This is a genomic window from Chitinophaga sp. RAB17 (assembly GCF_052114225.1).
In the GTDB taxonomy this organism is placed as follows: Bacteria; Bacteroidota; Bacteroidia; order Chitinophagales; family Chitinophagaceae; genus Chitinophaga.
This window is the reverse complement of the sequence record NZ_JBFREI010000012.1, coordinates 61,390-84,548: the sequence shown is the minus strand read 5'-3', so window position 1 is coordinate 84,548 and position 23,159 is coordinate 61,390. Positions and strand designations below refer to the sequence as shown.

17 protein-coding genes are annotated in these 23,159 nt (G+C 44.8%); 11 read left to right on the top strand and 6 right to left on the bottom strand.

Going from position 1 to position 23,159, the window contains the following annotated elements:
- Positions 1-25: 25 nt before the first annotated feature.
- Both AB4Z08_RS29265 and AB4Z08_RS29260 read right to left on the bottom strand, forming a co-directional pair.
- A complete protein-coding gene (locus AB4Z08_RS29265) occupies positions 26-409 on the bottom strand; it encodes an SdpI family protein (RefSeq protein ID WP_441577339.1) in 384 nt (127 codons plus the stop codon).
- Positions 410-515: 106 nt separating this feature from the next.
- Positions 516-3,212, bottom strand: a complete 2,697-nt coding sequence (locus AB4Z08_RS29260) for a hypothetical protein (RefSeq protein WP_441577338.1) — start codon at positions 3,210-3,212, stop codon at positions 516-518.
- Positions 3,213-3,331: 119 nt separating this feature from the next.
- Between AB4Z08_RS29260 and AB4Z08_RS29255 the strand changes: the two genes are divergently transcribed.
- The 6 genes from AB4Z08_RS29255 to AB4Z08_RS29230 all read left to right on the top strand — a co-directional run bounded on the left by AB4Z08_RS29255 (position 3,332) and on the right by AB4Z08_RS29230 (position 12,138).
- Positions 3,332-3,940 carry a TrmH family RNA methyltransferase gene (locus AB4Z08_RS29255; RefSeq protein ID WP_441577337.1) on the top strand — a complete coding sequence of 203 codons (609 nt, stop codon included), beginning with the start codon at positions 3,332-3,334 and terminating at the stop codon, positions 3,938-3,940.
- A gap of 9 nt (positions 3,941-3,949) precedes the next feature.
- Complete coding sequence (locus AB4Z08_RS29250) at positions 3,950-4,789, top strand: helix-turn-helix domain-containing protein (protein WP_441577336.1); 840 nt, start codon at positions 3,950-3,952, stop codon at positions 4,787-4,789.
- A gap of 94 nt (positions 4,790-4,883) precedes the next feature.
- Positions 4,884-5,468: an RNA polymerase sigma factor gene (locus AB4Z08_RS29245; protein ID WP_441577335.1), complete on the top strand. Its 585-nt coding sequence runs from the start codon at positions 4,884-4,886 to the stop codon at positions 5,466-5,468.
- Between the two features lie 75 nt (positions 5,469-5,543).
- A complete protein-coding gene (locus AB4Z08_RS29240; protein ID WP_441577334.1) occupies positions 5,544-6,728 on the top strand; it encodes a FecR family protein in 1,185 nt (394 codons plus the stop codon).
- 216 nt (positions 6,729-6,944) lie between these two features.
- Positions 6,945-10,328, top strand: a complete 3,384-nt coding sequence (locus AB4Z08_RS29235) for a SusC/RagA family TonB-linked outer membrane protein (RefSeq protein ID WP_441577333.1) — start codon at positions 6,945-6,947, stop codon at positions 10,326-10,328.
- 25 nt (positions 10,329-10,353) lie between these two features.
- A complete protein-coding gene (locus AB4Z08_RS29230) occupies positions 10,354-12,138 on the top strand; it encodes a RagB/SusD family nutrient uptake outer membrane protein (RefSeq protein ID WP_441577332.1) in 1,785 nt (594 codons plus the stop codon).
- Between the two features lie 119 nt (positions 12,139-12,257).
- Here the strand turns inward: AB4Z08_RS29230 and AB4Z08_RS29225 are convergent, their stop codons facing one another.
- Both AB4Z08_RS29225 and AB4Z08_RS29220 read right to left on the bottom strand, forming a co-directional pair.
- Entirely contained in the window at positions 12,258-14,633 is a 2,376-nt protein-coding gene (locus tag AB4Z08_RS29225; RefSeq protein ID WP_441577331.1) for a ribonucleoside-diphosphate reductase subunit alpha, read from the bottom strand.
- 118 nt (positions 14,634-14,751) lie between these two features.
- The gene (locus AB4Z08_RS29220; RefSeq protein WP_441577330.1) at positions 14,752-15,726 is read right to left on the bottom strand and encodes a ribonucleoside-diphosphate reductase small subunit; all 975 of its coding nucleotides are present in this window, start codon (positions 15,724-15,726) and stop codon (positions 14,752-14,754) included.
- A 448-nt stretch (positions 15,727-16,174) separates the two neighbouring features.
- Between AB4Z08_RS29220 and AB4Z08_RS29215 the strand changes: the two genes are divergently transcribed.
- Complete coding sequence (locus AB4Z08_RS29215) at positions 16,175-16,816, top strand: ABC transporter ATP-binding protein (protein ID WP_441577329.1); 642 nt, start codon at positions 16,175-16,177, stop codon at positions 16,814-16,816.
- A 1-nt stretch (position 16,817) separates the two neighbouring features.
- Entirely contained in the window at positions 16,818-17,945 is a 1,128-nt protein-coding gene (locus tag AB4Z08_RS29210) for a hypothetical protein (protein WP_441577328.1), read from the top strand.
- Here AB4Z08_RS29210 and AB4Z08_RS29205 read toward each other — a convergent pair.
- Positions 17,934-18,503 carry an NADPH-dependent FMN reductase gene (locus tag AB4Z08_RS29205; RefSeq protein WP_441577327.1) on the bottom strand — a complete coding sequence of 190 codons (570 nt, stop codon included), beginning with the start codon at positions 18,501-18,503 and terminating at the stop codon, positions 17,934-17,936. The genes AB4Z08_RS29210 and AB4Z08_RS29205 overlap by 12 nt on opposite strands.
- Positions 18,504-18,557: 54 nt before the next feature.
- Positions 18,558-20,111, bottom strand: a complete 1,554-nt coding sequence (locus AB4Z08_RS29200) for a hypothetical protein (protein ID WP_441577326.1) — start codon at positions 20,109-20,111, stop codon at positions 18,558-18,560.
- A 153-nt stretch (positions 20,112-20,264) separates the two neighbouring features.
- Between AB4Z08_RS29200 and leuC the strand changes: the two genes are divergently transcribed.
- The 3 genes from leuC to leuD all read left to right on the top strand — a co-directional run bounded on the left by leuC (position 20,265) and on the right by leuD (position 23,137).
- Entirely contained in the window at positions 20,265-21,674 is a 1,410-nt protein-coding gene (gene leuC, locus AB4Z08_RS29195) for a 3-isopropylmalate dehydratase large subunit (protein ID WP_441577325.1), read from the top strand.
- 98 nt (positions 21,675-21,772) lie between these two features.
- Positions 21,773-22,522: a class I SAM-dependent methyltransferase gene (locus AB4Z08_RS29190; protein ID WP_441577324.1), complete on the top strand. Its 750-nt coding sequence runs from the start codon at positions 21,773-21,775 to the stop codon at positions 22,520-22,522.
- Positions 22,523-22,537: 15 nt separating this feature from the next.
- A complete protein-coding gene (gene leuD / locus AB4Z08_RS29185) occupies positions 22,538-23,137 on the top strand; it encodes a 3-isopropylmalate dehydratase small subunit (protein ID WP_441577323.1) in 600 nt (199 codons plus the stop codon).
- Positions 23,138-23,159: the final 22 nt, after the last annotated feature.

Below are 23,159 nucleotides of genomic sequence, written 5' to 3'. Positions count from 1 at the left end.
TGCGCAAGCAGCGCCTTCTTTGTTTTTATTCGGGAAGAATGCGTTTGCCGTCTTTATCGAAATGCCGGGTTAACTGCCATTCTGTGTCTCCCACCATATACATGGTGCCTGCTACTACTGCGCCTACGGTGATGTAAAGGAACCAGTCTGACTGACTTTCAAATATCAGTGCACAGGCGATACCGGTCACCAACAGGATGACACCTATGCGCCGGGAAATATAGGCCGCATATTCATTGGCGGAATGCCACATTTCGGGTGTTTTGGTAGACAGGAAACTTCGGTAACCATACCAGGATTTGGTGCTTTTAGGTGGGAAGCGGTGAATAATATATCCCATCAGAAAGAATAATGCACCGGCGAAGATCGCAGCATTGCAGTAGGTCGTATGGAGGAAACGCAACAGCATGGTCCGGGGTTTTGGTTACCATAAGTTACGGAAAAATTGGGAATAACGGGATCAGGGTAAGAGATTTACGCGGAAGGGCTCCGCGTAAATCTCTGTCAGCCTGTATTTAGTGTTTGGTAGTGTCGGCATTATTGGCTTTCTTCTTAAACAGTCCGTTCAATGTATTCTTCACAGACTCACCGGCTTGCTTGCCTACATTTTCCAGTGGTTTGCCGGTAGTTGTTGTAGAATCTTTTTTACCGCTGAGTTGATTTTTTAATTCATTTTTCAGTGAATTCACTGCGGTATTTTTGATCTGGTTAAGACTGTCTTTTACCGTCGTTTTTACAGAATCTACTTTATTTTTCACCAGTTCAGCGGCCTGTGCTTTCAGGTTGTTGGCCGTTTCACGCAGATCTGTTTTTACACTTGGTTTGAGAATGTTACCGCCCATTAAAACCTGCAGGTGTACGCTATCACCCAGGTTTACGGGGATGCCTTTGCTTTGCGCCTGCGATGCCAGGTTATTCACCAGGGTGTTGCCGGCGGAGCCCATCATACTGCGGGGTAATGCCAGCTGCAGGGTGTAGTCGAGTGACTGGTCAAAACCGTGCGAACCGCCAATATTCATTTTGATACCGGCTACCGTTACATTGAAGGGATTGATTTTTACGCGACCATTTTCAAAAGCAAAGTAATTTTTAATATCGCGGAGAGAAAGATCTTTCAGCTGTGCCACGTTCAGGGTGTTGGCCAGTTGGTCTACCGGTGCAAACTGTTTCAGGAAGCCCTGTATCAACAGTAGGTTACCATCGCCGGTGAGTGTGCTCAGGTCGGGCGACATATCCTTCCCTAATTTGCCGTGCATGGTTAACTGGGAGGTAATTTTTCCGGAAAGGAATTTACCGATCGGCATCAACTTCTGCACTGTATTAAAGGTGTTGAAGGTTTGTTGTACATCCAGGTTTTGCACATTATAGGCCAGGTTTATATCCGGATTGTTTTTGTTGGCTTTGGTGCTGTAGCTGCCGTTGATTTCCATAGTTCCCTGCAGTGCATTGGCTTTGAGCTGTTGCATGGTGACTGTTTCATCTTTCACCAGCAGGTTACCGCCTACGTTAGTCAGATCAGCTTTATCATAATGTATTTTATTTACGTTGGCCTGTAAGCTCAGATTCAGGTTGGCAGGAACGGCAAAAGGCGTAGCGGCGGCTGAATCTTTTTTGGCAGTAGCCGGATCGGCAGCGGTAGGCGTAGTGCCCATCCATTTATCCAGGTTTATTTCGTCTGCCTTGAAGTTGAGCTTACCATCGAGTGGTGCATTTTTAAATGTGTAGGCGAGCAGGTTATTCACTTCTCCGTTTGCTTCAAAGTTGGTACCCAGGTATTGTCCGTTCAGGTCTTTTACTGTTACGTTTTTAGGGTTAAACTGTAAAGAGAGATTATTCACTTTTACGCCATCGGGGTAGTCTTTGCTTTTGTAGAGCATATTGCTCAGCTGCAGGGTGCCGGCGGCATAGAAGCGATCGTATTGTTGTTTTTCGATGGCGCTCATATTGCCTTTGGCGCTGATATCCGCATCCAGCAAACCGGATAGATTAGTGCCGGCTTCCAGTTTTACGAACTGGGTGATTTTAGAGAGATCCAGTTTCCCTTTGGCAGCAGCATCCACATACAGATCGGATATCGGCGTTTTAACCAGTAAGCGCAGATCCAGCGGGGTATTATCCATTTCCAGGTGACCAGTAGGCATATCTATTACCGTGTGATCAGGTACGCCATCCGGGTTGCTGATCTTCATGGCTATCTGTATATTTTTTACTGGTTTTGGCAGATCAGGATATTGGAAGAAGCCATCTTTTACGGCCAGGTCCAGTCCGAAAGAAGGCATCTGTACAGGAGAGTAGTTGCCTTTTACGAACCCATCAAAAGCAGCAGTACCACTGGTTTTGATCTTATCAAAATCTGTTTTGTATACGGCGGGTACTAATGATAACAGGTCTTTAAAATTAGTAGAAGGTGCTTTAAAGCTCATGTCCATTCCATAGGTGGAATCGTTTACCAGCTTGAAAAATCCTTGCAGTGCCAGTTCCAGGTTGTTGATAGATGCTTTACCGTCTTTAAACGTATAGGTACTGCTGTTATTATCAACCTGGATAGCGGCATCCAGTTTGGTTTTAACCTGGGATAGGTAAGGGATCAGTCCATATCTGAAGGTGATGCCTTCTGCTACGGTGCTGGTTTGCAGGAGGAACTGGTCCTGTGTGAAATCGCCTTTACCCTGATGTGTCAGGCCGGTGATGAGTAACGCCATGTTACCCTGCCGGTCATCATAGCTGATCCAGGCGTCTTCAATTTTATATTGTTGCAGGCTGAGGGCAAATTTACTTTTGCTGGTATCAGCGGGCGTGGCGGCGGCGGTATCGGGTTTGGTAATATTCCAGTTGGCGGCGCCGTCTTTATTTACGATAGCGTGTATCCGTGGTTGTATGAGGGCGATGTTATAGATATCCATCTTATCTCCCTTAATTACACTCATGAGGTTGAGGGCTACATCGATCTGTTTTACAGCGAGGAGGGTGTCCCCGGCAAATTCACCGATGCCTACTACCTGCAGTTCTTCCAGGCCAACAGCCAGTCGTGGGAAATGACGGAATAGACTGATATCCACATCTTTGAAATCCACTTTGGCATTGAGACGGTTATTAAGCTCCGTTTTTACTTTTGCAATGATCTTGTCTTTAAAGAAATAGGGTATGGCTATAGCGGCCAATATCAAGACCACCATTGTGATACCCACAATTTTCAGGATCTTTTTGAGCATAGGTTAATTTTAATTTGGGAGTGAAGATAAGCAGAAAGCTCAAAGCAAAAAGCAAAAAGCTATGGAGAAGGAGATTGGCTTTTTGCTTTCGGCTTTACGCTTTTTGCTATTTTTGCATTATGACACCAGAAAGAAAAGAAAGATTACTGTCGGTATTAAACAAACGGCAGGCTAATTTAACAGTGGTGCTGGAGGATGTACAGGACCCGCATAATGTGGCCGCAGTAATGCGCACATGTGATGCCGTGGGTATACAGGATATTTATATTATCACCTCAAAACCGCCCCGGATAAAGAACTGGGGACACCGGAGCAGCAGCAGTGCCAAGCAATGGCTCACCATACATGATTTTGATAATGCGGCAGATTGTTTTAAGGAACTGCGTAAACATTATGATAAGATACTGACTACGCATCTGTCGGCAGATGCGGTAAGTTTATATGATATAGATTTCAGTGGCTCTGTGGCACTGGTTTTTGGTAATGAGCAGAATGGCGTAAGTGATCACGTAAGATCGATGGCCGATGGTAATTTTATTATTCCGCAGATGGGCATTATCCGGTCTTTAAATATATCAGTGGCCTGTGCGGTGAGCATTTACGAGGCCATGCGCCAGAAAACGCTGGCAGGACACTATCAGCAACAGGGATTGCCGGATGCACAATATAATACCCTGCTGACTGAGTGGGGCTTTAAAGCAGAAGATTTGCAGGAAGACGAGATTTAATTTTTCTTTATGGCATTAACAGGTAAACGTTTTGAGGTGCAACCACCACTATCGGATATAGTGAAGCACTTTTATGTGATGCAAACAGCAGCAGATGAATTGCCTGTTATCCACCATCTTTCACCTAATTATGAAATGATGCTGCTCTTCAATTTCGGTTCGCCGGTAAGAATTTCTTTCGCAGGAGAACTGTTTGGAGGCATGCAGGTAGACAAGGTAGGAGTATTGGGACCATTGAGAAAAATGTTGAATTACGAAATGCTGCCCGATGCAGATCTGCTGATAGTGATATTTAACCTGGATGGATTTTACCGGTTGTTCCAGGTGCCGGTAGATGAACTGGATGGAGAAAAATTGCATGCGCATATCATAACCTCCGGTTACGAAGAACTGTGGCAGATATTAAGTAAAACAGCTATTATAGAAGAGCGGATAGAAATACTGAGTGATTATATCCGCACGTGCATGCATGACGCGGAAGATGGGGCCCGGCCGCTGCTGCAGGGAGCGGATTATTTTAAAGACCCGCTTATTCAGCCAGCCAAAGCGATTGCAGCAGATGCTGCATTAACTGAGCGTTCCATACAGTTAAGATTTAAAAAGTATGTAGGATATTCTCCTAAAGAGATGTTGCGTTTTCTCCGTTTCAAACAGGTGATTAACAGTATAGAAAACAATCCGGGTGCGGAGATCGACTGGTATGATCTGATCCACGATTTTGGGTATCATGACCAGAGTCATCTGATAAAAGACTTTCACCATTTCCTGGGTACCACACCGGAAATATTTATCAAACAGATAGCAGGTAAAGCGTTTTGCACCACTGGACCTGGAAGGCATTACTCMTGAAAAGGCAGCCCGGTTGACGGTGGTTACAAGGAAAGAATAATTGTGTGGAACATTGGCATTTACTATATTAGCACTGATACAGGATTGATTACTAATGTCTGCCTACCTACCATTTGATGAAATAGTATTGCTCCGGCAACTGTCCAATAACGACAGAAGAGCATTCGAAACAGTGTATAACTATTATTTTCTGCTGGTGTTCTCTTTTTCGCTAAAATTTGTGGAAGACAGGCAGGTTGCGGAAGACATAACGTTGGAAACATTTGTGAAACTATGGGATAAACGTAGTAGCCTTACTACGTACTCCAATATCAGCCCATTATTGTATACTATTGCCAGAAATGCATGTCTCAATCACCTGAGGGATGAAGATCGCATGAACCGTCGTCACCGGGAGTTAGCCAGACAACAATCAGATGAACAACTATCGCTGGAGTCATTCAGTGATGTAAGGGAAGAAATCTACCAGCACCTGTACCTGGAAATCGAGAAACTGCCCGGGAAGATGGCCAATATCCTGCAATTGAGTCTTAAAGGATTTAAAAATGCTGAAATTGCGGGCCAGACAGGGATTGGCGAGAAAACGGTCAGAAACCTCAAAACCGAGGCTATCAAACAATTACGCACGAAATTGTTGAAGAATGAATTATTGCACCTCCTTATTTTCCTATCTCACTAAAAAAAATTAAAAAAAGCCGGGACAATTTAGCATCGGTGGTGTTTATCTAATACAACCAGTACTAAATCGCGCTCCATGTCGCCGGAACAGGAACAAATAACAGCTCTCATCCTGAAATATCTTTCAGGGGAAATCACCGTTGAAGAACAGGTGCAATTGGATACATGGTTGAATGCCAATGTTGAAAACCGTGCATTGATGGAGGAGTTTCGCAACGAAGCCGCTGTCAGGCAGGAGTTGGAAGACATCTATCATACCAAATCAAGGATATGGCAGCAACTGCAGGAATATACAGTGACTAATGTCCGTTCGGTCCGTAACTACCGCAGGATAGCACTGTATGCCGCCAGTGTTTGTTTATTGGTAGTAGGAGCATCGGTTTACCTGGTTAATCGCTGGCGTACACCTATACCAATACACGTAGCCGCCACCCGTAAAGAGCGCGTAGATATCCCATCTCCAACCACCGGCAGGGCTTATGTAACATTAAACAATGGTAAAAGAGTGTACATAGACAGCTTGCAGACTGGTGCCAATATTGTACCTGGTGGTAACCTTGCACAGAAATTATCGCCGGATAAAATTGAATATGCGAATAATTCCCGGGCCGCCGCCCCGGAACTTAATACAATCACAGTTCCCAGGGGGAGCAAACCATTGCTCATCGCTCTGCCGGATGGCAGCCAGGTATGGGTAAACGTAGCATCCACCATTTCATTTCAGGTGCCTTTTGCCGGAAAAGAGCGACTGGTCAACGTTTCCGGGGAGGCATACTTTGATGTAGCCGCTGCCGCAACTCAGCCCTTTATTGTAAAAAGTAAAGGGCAGGAGATTAAAGTGTTAGGAACGGCATTCAATATTAAATCATATGAAGATGAGTCAACCATAAGAACAACATTAGTAAAAGGAAAAATTCAGATCAGCCAAAATAAATCAGGAACAATGAAAACGCTGACTGCCGGACAACAAGCCATTTCACCACCAGATGGCCCATTATTAATAAACCAGGACGCTGACATGGAAGAAGCGCTTGCCTGGAAAGCAAATGTATTTCAGTTCAGAAATGAAGACCTGAAATCTATTATGCAGCAACTGGGCCGATGGTATGATGTGGAAGTTGTATACCAGGGATCAGTACCGAATCGCTTCTTCACCGTAAAAATTTCACGAGACAAAAGCCTGACGGCCGTATTAAAAATCATGGAGCTATATGGAATAAGTTTCCGGCTCGAAGGTAAAAAACTGACAGTGCTGCCATAGCATCCTGCCACAAAAAACTGCTTTGAATAAAAAAAGCCGGAAGTCCTGGTAAGACCTCCGGCCTGGTTCAGGCATGCGCAAACATTTTGATCGTAAACACAGCTTCCTGGTAAGAAGCTATTTTTTGACACGCCTAAAAACAAAAGTATGATTTTCTTGTATTCCTCTCAAAAAAGGGAATTCAGCCAATGGTCTTTACTAAAGAAGCTATTGATTATGAAACTGACAGTGTTATTCCTATTATCTGTCTGCCTGCAATTGTCAGCCAAAACGAGCGCTCAGAATGTGACAATTACCGCAGATAAAATTTCATTGGAGAAAGTCCTGCGGTCTATCACCAGGCAAACGGGCTACGATTTCTGGTTCGACAGCCACTTGTTGGAGCGCGCCAACAAAGTAGCGCTTACCATCCGCGATATGCCAATGGAAAAGGCATTGGCCTTATGTTTCATCGGGCAGCCGTTTGATTATAAGATCTACGAAAAAACAATCGTAATCCAAGAGCGGGCAATGCCTCTCAATGCCACGGAAGTATTGGCTGATATCATTATCAGGGGACGTATTACAGACGAGAAAGGTCAGGTACTTCCCGGAGCTACCGTATCGCTGAAAGGTACCAATAAGGGAACCGCCGCGGATGCCACGGGCTCCTTCACACTTCATATCCCCGATAAAGGAGGTACTTTGGTCATTACCTTCGTAGGCTACGATCCCATGGAGATACCGGTGACGAAATCCGGTAATCTCGACATCGTGTTGAAGCCCTCTGATAAAAAAATAGATGAGATTGTAGTGGTAGGATTTGGCACACAAAAGAAGACCAATCTTACCAGCTCCGTGAATACAGTTAAAATGGATGAACTGGCCGGTAACCGGCCTGCCAGTACTGCCGGTACACTTTTACAAGGTATTGTTCCCGGGCTGCAGGTAACCTCAGGTACCGGTGAGCCGGGTGGAAGTTTTTCCTTCAATATTCGTGGTACCACCAGCATTAATGGTGGCAGCCCTTTGATTCTTGTAGACAATATCCCTTTCAGCGGACCTGTCAATATGCTGAACCCCAATGATATTGAAACCGTTACCGTGTTGAAAGATGCTGGCTCCGCTGCCATCTACGGCGCACGCGCCGCCTTCGGCGTGATACTCATCACCACAAAAAAAGGATCAAAAAATAGTAAGGCAAGATTCGATTACAGCAACAACTTCACATTTTCCACCCCCAGCTCTATCCCTAAGGCAGCCAGTCCGCTGGCGACTGTACAAGCCTATAAAGACATGGGCTACGGCGCATACTGGACAGGTCAGAACGTGGATAAATGGCTGCAATTACTGAATGATTATAAGGTAGATCCTTCTAAATTTCCACTGGGATATGCTACGGATGCGGGTGTAAGATACCAGCTGGCCCAGTCTGATGTTATTGGGCAGTTATTTGAAAACGCAGGGGTACAACAGATGCATGATTTTGCAGTTAGCGGAGGTTCGGAAAAAACAGCCTACCGTGTTTCTCTTGGTACTGTAAAAGAAGATGGTATCATGATTTCCAATGCCGACTCCTACAAACGCTATAATGTAAAGTCTTATCTCAGTACCGATGTTACAAAATGGCTGACCACTCAACTGGATGCGAGCTACTATAATTCCGTTAAGTCTGATCCCAACAGCGCCTGGTTATGGGGAACCGCCAGCAACAGCCCTTCTTATGTGCCAACGGTAGATACCATGACTATCGGGGGCGTACTGTATCCAACCGGCACACCAAAGAATCTCCTGTTGAATTCAGTACCGACAAAAGACCGGTTTGATGATATCCGGTTAATGGGAAAGGTAATTGCCAAACCAATACAGGGGCTTACCATTACGGGTGAATACCTGTATGAAAATCTCCGGGAAACAGTTACCAGTTACAATAAGTCTTTTAACTACGCCGATATTTCTGAATTTGTTGTAAAAACAACAGTGCCTCCCAACAATGCCGGTTTTTATAAGTCCAACCAATCAGACGATCGCCGCACATTGAATGTTTACGCGAACTATAATAAATCAATCAAAAACCACAACTTCACGGTGATGGCAGGTTATAATCAGGATGATTTTCATAGCGAAGCGCTCTGGGCAAACAAGACACAGATGATATCTGCCGATCTCCCCTCGATTTCCACTGCTGTGGGCAATCTTACCGCCGATGACAATTACCTGGAATGGAGTGTGCAAGGATTCTTTGGACGCATTAATTACGATTATAAGGGGAAATATCTGCTGGAAGTAAACGGCAGAACGGATGGGTCTTCCAAATTTCCTACCAGCCGGAGATGGGGTTTCTTTCCTTCGGCTTCCGCCGGATGGCGCGTATCAGAAGAAAATTTCATGCGCCGCCTAAAGCCTGTATTATCGGAGCTGAAATTAAGAGCTTCACTGGGTGAAGTGGGCAACCAGGATATTGCACCCTATCGTTTCCTGGATGCGATGAATCCGGCACTGACCGGCTGGCTGGTGGGCGGCACACGGCCTACCACCTTAGGTACGCCGGGCCTGATCAGTCCTAATTTTACCTGGGAAACTGTCAGAACGCTGAACTTCGGTATCAATGCAGGCTTCCTGGATAACCGCCTGAATTTGTCGGCCGACTGGTATAAGAGACAGACATTGAATATGCTTACCAGCGCTATTCAACTGCCGGCAGTATTAGGGACCGGCGCTCCGCTGCAAAATGCCGCCAACCTGCAATCACAGGGATATGAACTGTTGTTGGAATGGAGAGATAAGGTGGGAGAATTTAACTACTATATCTCTGCCAATCTCTATGACTTCAAATCAAAAATTACCAAATTCGATAATAATAAGGCGGGATCTCTGAGTACCTATTATGTAGGGAAAGATATGACCGAAATCTGGGGATATACCACCGACCGGTTATACCAGGAATCAGATTTCGAAAATGGTGTTATCAAGTCCGGTATTGTTAAGCAAATAAGAAATGGCTCGAACCTCGTGACGCCTAACCCAGGAGATGTGTTGTATAAAGACTTTGATGGAGATGGCGTGATTACCAACGGACAAAATACGCTGGCTAATCACGGCGATATGTCAATAATAGGTAACAACCGGTTGGCCTTGCAGTATGGCATCAATGGAGGTATTGGGTATAAAAACTGGAACTTTTCTTTTGTTATTGCGGGAGTAGGTAAACGTGATCTCTGGCTCAGCAACAACCTGACATTCCCCTACAACTATGAATTTGGAACGATATTCCAGCATGAGCTGAATTATTGGACGCCTGCTAATACCGATGCACATTATGCACGTATTTATGCCAAAGCAGCCGGTAACTCTGCTACTAACAAATTCGTGCAGACAAGGTATCTCACCAATGCCGCATATATGCGTGTAAAGAATCTTAGTCTTGCTTACAGTCTTCCTGAATCTATGCTAAAAAGGATTTTATTCAACAAACTACAGGTGTTCTTCAGCGGTGAGAATCTCTTTACTTTCAGCAAATTTCCTAAAGGATTAGATCCAACATCTACTGATGACAAAGGCTATGGTATTAATTACCCGATGATGCGAATGTTCTCCTTCGGTGTTAATGCTTCCTTTTAATGACTGATTATTTAAAATGCGTGTAATGAAAAGAAATACATTTCTACTACTGTCTTTGCTGGCTACAGCAGCCTGTAATAAAGACTATCTCGATAAATTACCATTGGATCAGATGACGGAAGCTACTTCCTTCAAAACAGCTGATAATTTTAAAACGTATATGTGGGGTTGTTATGAATATCTGCCCTACTATGATATTGATGTGCCGGGCGGGGAATTCAATTCAGATAATTTTGTAAACAGTTACAACGTTGCCAATAAATCACCTTATGCTTTTCAGTTAAAGATCATCCCTGCGGTGACTTCGGGTACACAGTGGGATTTCAGTTTCATACGCAGGGTTAACATTGCATTGGATAATATTGATCAATCTTCGATGAATCAGACAGATAAAGATCATTGGAGGAGCGTGGGATATTTTTTCAGGGCGATGAGGTATTACGATTTGCTGGCAGCATATGGTGATGTGCCCTGGATTGAGCATAAGGTGTCTGATACTTCTACCAGCGTGTTGTATGGTGCCAGAACACCCCGGGATCAGGTAGCAAAAAACATCCTGGATAACCTGGTATGGGCGGAGTCACACATCAAAACAGATGGTGATGGTCCCAACACAATTAATGTACATGTAGTTAGGGCATTGTTATCGCGCTTCGGATTATTTGAGGGCACCTGGCGTAAGTACCGGAATATGCCGGACGCAAATACTTACCTTAATGCGTGTAAAACCTACTCGGAGAAGTTGCTGGCTTCCTTCCCTAATGTGATGGGCAGCTATGATGATGTATTTAATTCAGACGAACTGGTAGGGAAACCGGGTATCATCCTGGCTCGTCAATACATTACCGGTCAGGTAGGGCACAATGCCGCGCGTTATGTGCGTACTTCTTCCTGGGGCTCTGATTTATCAAAGGACGCAGTAGAAAGTTACCTCTGTGCGGACGGTAAACCCATTTCCTCCACTATTACCGGCTACAGTGATTCTACGATGAATGCAGAGTTCAGAAAAAGGGATAGAAGATTATACTTTACTGTACTACCTCCCTATCGGGTGATCGCATCCGGTCAGGTAACAACGTATACCCGTACAAGTAATCCGGCAGACAACGAATTTATTGATTTCATGGCTACACTGCCAGGTAATGATGCCAACAGGAAAAGGCTACCTGTTGCAAACTGGGCAGGGTATTATCTGTACCGGGCGCCACACTTCCTGAATGATAAAACTGCCGGTGCCCAGGGCTTCATGAATACTTCTACCGGATATTATTACTACAAACCGTATAATACTTTTACAGATGTAAGTACTACCGGCGTAGCCACTACCGATTTCCCTATTTTCAGAGTGGAAGAGACGATGCTTAACTATGCAGAAGTAATGTGGGAACTGGGACAGTTTAATCAGGGTATTGCGGATATGACGGTGAATAAATTACGTCCAAGAGCCGGACTGCCCAACATGTTGGTCGCTGATATAAACGGCGCCTTCGATAATAAAAGAGATGCTGGCATCGATCCTGTTTTATGGGAAATCAGGAGAGAAAGAAGGGTAGAACTGATGGGGGATGGATTCCGTTTTAATGATTTGAAAAGATGGAAGAAGGGGGAATATTTCAACAGGCAATTGCTGGGTGCCAGGGTAAAGGTATCTGATTACGGCGCGGGAACACCCATTAGCTTAAATAGCAGTGGCTCGGTGGTATTTTACCCTGTACCGGTGGGCTGGTTGGATAAATACTATTTGGAACCGCTGCCATTGGAACAAATACAACTCAATAATAATCTTGCACAAACGGATGGATGGAAGTAATGTTGGTCGCTGCTTCATCAGTCCTGAGGAGAAGGTTATGCATATTCTTTCCCTGATTACTGCACAAAAAAATCCCTGGCCATTCAGCCAGGGATTCGCATTTATACTTACATAAACCCTTATGCACTACATGTAACGCAACCTTCTTCCATGGTGCAAACTGCACCCACGATGATTTCTTCTTCTGCGCTGTCGCCACCGGCGGCAACCACAGGTTGCATTTGCTGACCACCTTGTTTTTCCACGGTAAACTGTACTGCCTGAGTAGCAGCCTGAGTACGCAGATAATACATGCCTGTTTTCAAACCTTTTTTCCAGGCGTAAAAGTGCATAGAGGTAAGTTTCGCGTTGGTTGGGGTATCAACAAACAGGTTCAGTGACTGAGACTGGCAGATGAAAGCACCGCGATCGGCTGCCATGTCAATGAGGTTACGTTGTTTGATTTCCCAAACTGTTTTGTATAGTTCTTTAATATTTGCTGGTATTTCGGCAATGTTCTGGATAGAACCATTGTGCGAAATAATCTTTGTCTTCATTTCATTATCCCACAGGCCCAGTTCTACCAGGTCTTTCAACAGGTGTTTATTAACGATTACAAACTCACCACTCAGTACACGACGGGTGTAGATGTTGGAAGTGTATGGTTCAAAACACTCGTTGTTGCCGAGGATCTGGGAAGTAGAAGCAGTCGGCATTGGTGCCAGCAACAGGGAGTTGCGGATACCATCTTTTACGATTGCTTTTTTCAGTTTATCCCAATTCCAGCGTGCGGATGGTTTTACATCCCACATATCAAACTGGAGGATACCTTTGGAAGATGGGGAGCCAGGGAATGTTTCGTAGGCACCTTCTTTCTTAGCCAGGTCGTTGGAAGCGCTTAAACCCGCGAAGTAGATGGTTTCAAATATTTCGCTGTTCAGTTTTTTCGCTTCGGCACTTTCAAACGGATACCGCATGAGGATAAACGCATCAGCAAGACCTTGTACACCTAATCCTACAGGGCGGTGGCGCATGTTGCTGCGTCTGGCCTCTTCAATAGGGTAGTAGTTATTGTCGATGATTTTATTCAGGTTCAGGGTAGCCTGGTAAGTTACTTCGTATAATTTGTCGTGGTCAAATTTACCATCAATTACAAAGCGTGGCAATGCGAGAGAAGCCAGGTTACATACAGCTACTTCGTTTGCATCAGTGTATTCGATAATTTCTGTACACAGGTTGGAACTCTTGATGGTACCCAGGTTCTGCTGATTGGATTTGCGGTTGGCAGAATCTTTATACAGCAGGTATGGATTACCGGTTTCGATCTGTGCATCCAGGATGGCAAACCAGAGGTCCTGTGCTTTCACGGTTTTGCGGGCACGGCCTTCCTGTTCGTACTTGGCATATAATGCTTCAAATTCTTCTCCCCAGCATTCGTGCAGTCCTGGTGCTTCATGCGGGCAGAATAATGACCAGTCGCCATTGGCTTCTACACGTTTCATGAACAGGTCTGGCATCCAGAGGGCGTAAAACAGGTCACGGGCGCGCATCTCTTCTTTACCATGGTTCTTACGCAGATCCAGGAATTCGTAGATGTCGGCATGCCATGGTTCCAGGTAGATAGCGAAAGCACCTTTACGCTTGCCACCACCCTGATCTACGTAGCGTGCTGTATCGTTGAACACGCGCAGCATAGGAATGATACCATTGGAAGTACCGTTGGTACCACTGATATAAGACCCTGTAGCGCGGATGTTATGAATGCTTAAACCGATACCACCGGCACTCTGGGAAATTTTAGCCGTTTGTTTCAGGGTATCGTAGATACCTTCGATGCTGTCGTCCTGCATGGTAAGCAGGAAGCAGGAAGACATCTGTGGTTTTGGAGTGCCTGCGTTGAACAGGGTAGGCGTGGCATGTGTAAACCAGCGCTCACTCATCAGGTTGTATGTTTTGATGGCAGACTCAATATCTTCTTTGTGAATGCCTACAGAAACACGCATCAGCATATGCTGCGGACGTTCCTGTATCTTACCGTCTGTTTTCAGCAGGTAAGAGCGCTCCAGGGTTTTGAAACCGAAGTAGTCAAACGCAAAGTCGCGGTCGTAGATAATGCTTGAATCCAGGATGTCTGCATTTTTAGTAATGATCTCCCAGATATCATCAGACAGCAAAGCAGCTGACTTACCTGTTTTAGGATCAATATAATCATACAGTTTCTTCATCGTTTTGGAAAACGACTTAATCGTATTTTTATGCAGATTGCTTACTGCTATGCGGGAAGCCAGCAGGGCGTAATCCGGGTGTTTGGTCGTGAGGGAAGCGGCTGTTTCGGCAGCCAGGTTGTCGAGTTCACTGGTGGTTACCCCATCATATAAACCCTGTATTACTTTTTTTGCTACATCTATTGCATCTACATATTCCGTATTGAAACCATAGCATAGTTTTTCAATACGGGCAGTGATTTTATCAAACTTCACTGCTTCTTTTCTGCCATCTCTTTTGATTACGAACATGGGTTTGTGAATTTAGGTTTTAGCTATTAGCAGTTAGCTATTAGCCAAAGGAGGTTAGTAAATTGTGTTTGTTCGCTGCATTTAACATAAAAGCTAAAAGCTAACAGCTAAACGCTATCTAAAAATCTTCTTCCAGGCTGAATGTCTGTGACTCTTTAGTACCACCCATTACGCCGGATTTCTGGTAATCTCCCACACGTTTTTCAAAGAAGTTGGTCTTGCCCTGTAATGAAATCATTTCCATGAAATCAAATGGGTTAGACGCGTTGAATATCTTGCTATAGCCCAGTTCACCGATCCATCTGTCCGCAACAAACTCAATGTATTGCGACATCAGGTCAGCGTTCATACCGATCAAACCAACCGGCAGGGCTTCTGTAATAAATTCTTTTTCATAAGCTACGGCGTCACGGATAATGCCATGTACTGCTTCTTCACTCAGCTTATTTTCCAGCATACTGTAGAGCAGGCAGGCAAATTCGCAATGCAGTCCTTCATCTCTGCTGATCAGCTCGTTGGAGAAGGTCAGACCTGGCATCAGGCCTCTTTTCTTTAACCAGAAAATAGAGCAGAAACTGCCGCTGAAGAAAATACCTTCTACGGCTGCAAAGGCTACCAGGCGCTCTGCAAAATTGCCGTTCTCAATCCAGCGCAATGCCCATTCTGCTTTCTTTTTCACAGCAGGTACGGTGTCAATAGCGTGGAATAAACGATCTTTCTCTGCCGGATCTTTCACATAAGTGTCAATCAGCAAAGCATATGTTTCAGAGTGGATGTTTTCCATCATAATCTGGAAACCGTAAAAACAACGGGCTTCCGGGATCTGTACCTCACTCATAAAGTTTACTGCCAGGTTCTCATTTACAATACCATCGCTGGCAGCAAAAAACGCCAGTACGTGGGATATAAAATGACGTTCACCATCATTCAGTGCTGCCCAATCCTTAAGGTCACTGCTTAAATCTATTTCTTCCGCTGTCCAGAAACTTGCTTCGTGCTTTTTGTATTGCTCCCAAATTTTCGGGTATTTGATCGGCAATAGCACAAAACGATCCTTGTTCTCTTTTAAAAGAATTTCATTCTCGTTACTCATCTTTAATTATTTTATGGGTACTGTCGAAGGTTTTTGGTTTTTCTGTTTGGGGGTCAGCATACTGAAATCTACACTCTTCTCCTCACACAAATCATATTTCAACATTCTTGCATCCTAAAATCCATACGCTCAGGATTACAAATGTAAGCATCCAGTTATGGGTGTCACTTTTAAGTTTTCAACAGGTGTGGAAAAAGATAATGAACATTCTCGCAGTATAGTGGCATAGCATGTTTCACGGAATAAGGAGGTAGTGTATATGTAATATCATTCGCATGTGAAATGCACCTGCTCAGATACTGGCATATATGATATTTTTTCCCCTGTTGCCGCTAACCACATGAACTTCAACCTAAAAAAAGCCCCGAAAAAAATATTTGTTAAAAAGCACCTGCATAGTGTATATATATGCGTTAATTTTTCATATTTACATTTTAAGCTATTACGTATGCCCGAACCGGTTATTGCCCTAAACGCTGTCAAAAAGAACTACCAGGATGTGCCCATCCTGGATATTGCCCGACTGGAACTGCCTGCCGGCATCTATTGGCTGCAGGGCGAAAATGGGGCGGGCAAAACCACCTGTATGAAGGTGATGGCGGGTTTGATCCCTTTTAAAGGGGAAATAGTACTCAAGGGCAATGTGAGCAGCCGGGAACACCCGGTCCAGTTCCGCCGCCTCATTAACTATGCAGAAGCAGAGCCATTATACCCGTCTTTCCTTACCGGACGCGACTTACTGGAGCTTTACCTCCATACCAAAGGAGGCGACAGGGAAGAAATCCGGGAGATCGGCGAAAGACTGGGTGTGGATATCTTTGTTAATAACCCCGTAAGCAGCTACTCCAGCGGCATGCTCAAGAAGCTGTCACTGCTCCTGGCCTTCACCGGTAATCCCGCCCTGATCCTGCTGGATGAACCACTGATCACCATCGATACCCGGGCATTGGCAATATTATATGACCTGATCCGTACCTATAGCAATAACGGCGTTTCTTTTTGTATCACCTCCCACCAGCCACTGGATGCGGAAGAATTAACGGTAACGGGCACACTGAAAGTAGCTCACAAAAACATTACGCTCAGTTAATATGCGTTCCACTTCAGCGATACTCAGTAAAATATTTACCCAAAGGTTTTATATTCAGAATACCGGTTTTTTCCTGGTATTGTTTTATGGCCTGTTCGGCATCGTCAACGGGGCTAACCTTTTAGCTTATCATAAAGGATTAATGCTCGGGTTCCTGGGAAATTACACCTTCCTCTTCCTGGTATTCCTGCTATGGACCGCCTACGCATTGAAATGCAGCGGGTTTATCCTGAAAACATTTCAATTGCAGGGATATGATTTTTTATTCCCCACTATGGGGAGCATTCATAAACCCACCCGTATACGTATCTGGTTCCTGTTACATACCGCTATCTATATGCCCGTACTGGTGTACGCCGGCATCGCACTCCTGGTAGCTATACAACAACATTACTATATACCTGCTGTCCTGATGGTGATACTCAATATCGCCAACTGCATATGGCCGTTAGCGTTATATGAAAGAAAACTCGCGCAGCCAGATATCATCTTTTTTTCCGGACACCTGCAACGTTGGCTCAACAAGCATTTCACCAAACCACCGGTACTGTTTTTCCTGTACGAACTGTTCACTAATTTCCCCCGGCGCATTGTGAGCACCAAGCTGTTTTCCGCCGCTGTATTATGGCTTACTTTTCTGATCATGCGACAGGGAGAGTATTTCGACCTGCGCGGATTGCAGATAGGTGTCATGATCAGTGTACTTACACATATGCAGCTAATGGTACACCACCGTGCTTTTGATGATACCTATCTCAATTTCATGGAAAATCTGCCTATCCGATTACGCACACATTATCTGCGGCTGATCGGTGTATATGTTATTATGTTTTTACCGGAGATGGTCATGATTACTGTGAACGCCTATACGAAAACATCGGCGATGGGACTTATTACTGTTTTTGGTACCGCATTATCATTGCTCATCTTATTCCGTACCCTGTTGTTTTTTCCGAAGATGAATCCTGAAGTACATGTAAGATATACCCTGCTCACTTCCTTCATTGTATTATTCATGATCCTCGGACATTACGAATGGCCGGCTATCCTGTTGTTACAGGCAGCATCGGCCATTATATTTTTTAAAAAATATCGTCAGTATGAACCTTATATAGAATTAAATTCCTGATGACATTTTATCACTCAGCTTTGCGAGCGATTCCAGTAACAACGGTAATTGTTTCCCGATAAATTCATCGGTGAGATTACCGGATGCATCAAATTTGTTTTGTGCATGACCAATCATGATCTCAGGCTTGTTGATCACATAAGCGTTCAAAAATACCATCACCTGCCGTAAATGGTATTGCATCCTGGCCGTACCTATCTGTCCCTGCGATGCACCCATAATAGCCACCGCTTTTTCACTGAATGGTTTGTCAGGATGCCTGGACACCACGTCTATGAAGTTTTTCAGCGCACCGGGAATAGAGTAGTTATATTCCGGAGAAACAATGATCACCCCATCTGAATCTTTAATCTTTTTTACCAGTGGCACCACTTCTTCCGGTAATTGTTCTGTATGCAGATCCGCATTATAAAAAGGGATATTATCGAAATGCAGCTGCTCAATTTTAATATGCGAAGGAGCATGCTGCTGCAGCGCTTTCAGCGCCATGGTGTTATAGGAACCTTTACGGAGACTGCCGGAGATGGCAACAAAATGGTATTCTTTTTCAACGGACATATGATCATAGATTTATGTCCGCTAATATAGATTTTCCCTTCGAGAAAAATGTATCTATATGCGTTTCTCTTTATTCACAAATTTGCGGTGAATTACTTCCTGTACCGGGATACTTTCAATTTTACTTTCCAGCCAGGAAATAATATCCAGGTAAAGAAAGGAACGGCGTTCGTAGGGATCCTGCGAAATCTGTTCCAGCCGTTGTTTCAGGTCTACGAACGCATTGCGTAATGCTTTGGGATTGGCATAAATATACCGGCGTAAAAACTTCATGATTTCTTCCATCACCAGCCCAAGATCTTTATGTTTGGAAATGAAATGATACACGGATTTAATCAGGTATTCTACCAGGCTGTAATTCTCCAGTTCATAATGCGCAATCAGGTGCAGGATGCGGGCAAAGCATTGTATATCTGCCCGCAGGTTACCAATTTTCAGGTTAATAATTTTATTGAGATAGACAATAGCTTTACTGTTATCTCCACTACCAAAATACAAACAGGCTATCTTATAATAGAATACCAGCACCCGGTGCTGATCTATTTTCAGTGTATGGTTACTGATCTCTGTTTCCAATTCTGGTACCATCGCCAAACCCTGACTGAATGTGCCTTCCAGGAAGTATCGGTTTATTTTGGCCGTATATAAATATACAAAAGCAGAGGTGCGTGTGTTTTCGTGGAAGTTGTCCTGGTTGTCCTGAATAAAATCTTCCAGGTCCTGCAGGGCGGACTTGAACTTTTCGGAATTGGATGTGTAGAAATGTGCTGTCAGCAGGTTATGCTGCGCTTTGATATACAGGTCCATGTCCGTTTGCTGCAGGGAAGGATATTTGCGGAACAGGTCCACCCATTTCTGGGTGTAACGGTAGTACATCACAAAGTCCTGCAAAATATAGTAATACCAGCTGGATGCCTGGTACATGTACACTTTCTCGTAGAAGCTCATATGAGCGTGTTGTAATGCCGGCAGCTGACTCTCGAAAAATGACTTCACCATTTCGCCATCGCGTTCATTACGGGCATGTCCCAGTTTCAGGTACAATCCATACATACGCAGGGAAAGGGTGGAAAGGCGGCTGATGTTGGTAAGCTGTTGTTCTATCTGTCTTGATTCCGCGCTGAGCACCTCCGCGCGGTTTTCCAGGCTGCGGGTGATGTGTCGGGACTCAATCAGTTTTTCAAACTCCACGATTTCATACGTCAGCATCACCTCTTCCTGCTCCAGTGCCATTGTTTTGGCTTTGGCCAGTATTTTCAGACTCTGGTTGTACAACCCTTTGTTGTAAAGTACACGGGCATGGTCCAATTGTTCCCGGAGGTCGATGAGTGGGTCTTTTTGTTTATATAACTGCCGCAAACTGGACAACAGATGTTTGTAAAGATGTGCTTTTACGTTAGACAGCTGCTGTTTCTTGATATCAGTGATTTTCTTTAATATCTGTTCTTCATCGTACTCCTTCATTTTGTCCAGGGTGGTGAAAAGCTGGATGAATAGTACGTCTTCCTTGGTGTTATTTTTATTGAACGCCAGCTGAAAATTGCGCTTTTCCGCTTTGGTTAGTGTTTTTATTAATATGAATAAGGCGTCACTTTGACTGTTGGGCATCGTTATTAAAATCTTGTAAATGACTGATAAACAATATATTAATGTGTATCTAGGGCTGTTAAAGGTTGTAATTAAAGCAAATTTAACGATATGGCAATTAATTAATGACCGTTAGATTTGAAGGTATAAACAATTCTAAAAGGAAGCAAAAGGATGGGAAAAACGTTATTTGATAAAATCTGGGATGGCCACATAGTGGTGAGTAAGCCGGGGCATCCCGATGCCGTGTATATCAACACGCACTTTATTCACGAGGTAACCAGCCCCCAGGCATTTGACGGACTGCGTAAACGTGGTATCCCCGTATTTCGTCCCGCTAAAACCAGGGCCACAGCGGATCACAACGTACCTACCCTACACCAGGACCAGCCCATTAAGGAAACATTAAGCCGCCAGCAGGTGGAAATGCTGACTAAGAATACTTCAGAATTCGGCGTAGAACTGTATGGCCTGGGCCACCGGTTCCAGGGCATTGTGCACGTGATAGGACCTGAGCTGGGCATCACCCTGCCAGGGATGACTATCGTATGTGGCGACAGCCATACCAGTACCCATGGTGCTTTTGGCGCCGTTGCTTTTGGTATCGGCACCTCAGAAGTAGAACAGGTACTGGCTACCCAGTGTATCCTGCAATACAAGCCTAAGCGCATGAAGATCGAAGTAAACGGCCAGCTGGGCAAAGGCGTACTCTCTAAAGACATCATTCTATATATTATCTCTAAAATATCCGCTTCCGGTGCTACCGGCTACTTTGTGGAATATGCAGGAGAAGCGATCAGGAGCCTTAGCATGGAAGCGCGTATGACGATCTGCAACATGAGCATCGAAATGGGGGCACGTGGAGGATTGATTGCACCGGATGATACTACCTTCGATTATATCAAAGGCCGTGAATTTGCACCTAAAGGAGCCGACTGGGATCAGTCCCTCGCCTTCTGGAAAACGTTGTATTCCGATCAGGACGCTGAATTTGACAAGATACTCACCTTCGATGCCGCCGACATAGAGCCGCAGATAACCTATGGCACCAACCCGGGTATGGGCATGGGCGTTACCCGCCACATTCCTTCCCTGGAGCAACTGGAGGAAAAAGAAAGACCTTCTTTCAAAAAATCACTGGAGTATATGGACCTGGAACCCGGCGCAGAACTGCTGGGTAAAAAAGTGGATTACGTTTTCATTGGCAGCTGTACCAACTCCCGTATTGAAGATTTACGCCTGGTAGCAGATTTCGTGAAAGGCAGACATAAAGCAGCCGATGTTGTGGTATGGATTGTACCGGGATCCAAACAGGTAGAAGCACAGGCCATGGAAGAAGGGATTGATAAAATCTTTGCAGCAGCAGGTTTTCAGCTGCGTGAACCAGGTTGCTCCGCCTGCCTGGCCATGAACGAAGACAAGGTGCCTGCCGGCATGTATTGCATCTCCACCTCTAACCGTAACTTCGAAGGTCGTCAGGGGCCCAATGCCCGCACCTTCCTGGCAAGCCCGCTTACCGCTGCTGCTGCAGCAATTACCGGTAAGGTAACAGATGTAAGAGAGCTATTAGCGGATAGCCATTAGCTTTCAGCTAACAAGCTTCCCGGACAGTATCAAAGAAACATGACGTGCCTGTCACACACCAGTTGAAGAAACACTAACTGCTAAAAGCTAAAAGCGATATGGACCAGTGGAATGCCGATTTATACAAAGAGAAACATGCTTTCGTGTTTGAATATGGTAACAGCCTGATTGACTGGTTGCAGCCGCAGGCCGGAGAAGCCATACTGGACCTGGGTTGTGGTACCGGTGAACTGACAGCGCAACTGGCGCAGAAAGGGGCGATCGTTACCGGCATAGATGCTTCTGCAGCGATGATAAAAAGTGCGAGCGCTCATTACCCGGAAGTCACTTTTGCCGTGGCGGATGCCACTACGTTTGCCTTACCACAACAGTTTGATGGCATCTTCTCGAATGCAACACTGCACTGGGTACCTGAAAAAGAAAAGGCGATAGCAAGGATGTATACACACCTGAAAAAAGGTGGCAGACTGGTGATTGAAATGGGCGGTAAAGGCAATGTACAGCATATTCTGACTGCACTGGAAAAAGCTATGCAACAACGGGGATATACCTACGAACCATTCTGGTATTTTCCTTCTCCCGCAGAATATATTACCCTGCTGGAAAAGGCAGGATTTAAAATAGACCGGGTACACTTCTTTGATCGCCCATCCAAACTGGTAGATCCGGAAACGGGCATCAGCGACTGGCTGGAGATGTTTGGTGGTCACTTTTTTGCCGGCGTACCGGAAAAGGATAAAGGCGCCATTCTGCAGCAGGTACAGCACGAGCTGGCCCCGAAGCTGATGAGAAACGGAGACCTGTATGCCGACTATGTTCGCTTACGTGTTGCTGCCACAAAAATTTAAACAGTAAAATTCATCATGAGTAAAATATTTCAACACCTCGTTTCACCTGCGGTACCTGTACCCATCGAAAATATAGATACAGATCAGATCATCCCGGCGCGCTTCCTGAAAGCCACTACCAGGGATGGTTTTGGCGAGAACCTGTTTCGTGACTGGCGCTATAATGCCGATAATACACCTAAAGCAGACTTTGTACTGAATAATCCTGTCTACAGTGGTAAGATCCTGGTAGCAGGTAAAAACTTCGGCTGTGGTTCCTCCCGTGAACATGCTGCCTGGGCCATTGCTGATGCAGGATTTAAGGTAGTAGTGAGTAGTTTTTTTGCAGACATCTTCAAAAATAACGCCCTCAATAACTTCATTCTGCCGGTACAGGTGTCCGATGACTTCCTGGATAAAATTTTTAAAGCCATAGAAGCCAACCCCCAAGCTGAACTGGAAGTAGACCTCGACAACCAGTTTATTAAAATCGTGGGCAGCGGCGAAAGAGAAAGCTTTGATATCAATCAGTATAAGAAAACATGTCTGCTGAACGGCTATGATGATATTGACTACCTGCTCAGTCTCCGTCAGGAAATTGAACAATACGAATCCACAAGACCATTCAATTTTTAACAACCTTTACGGAATATCCGCT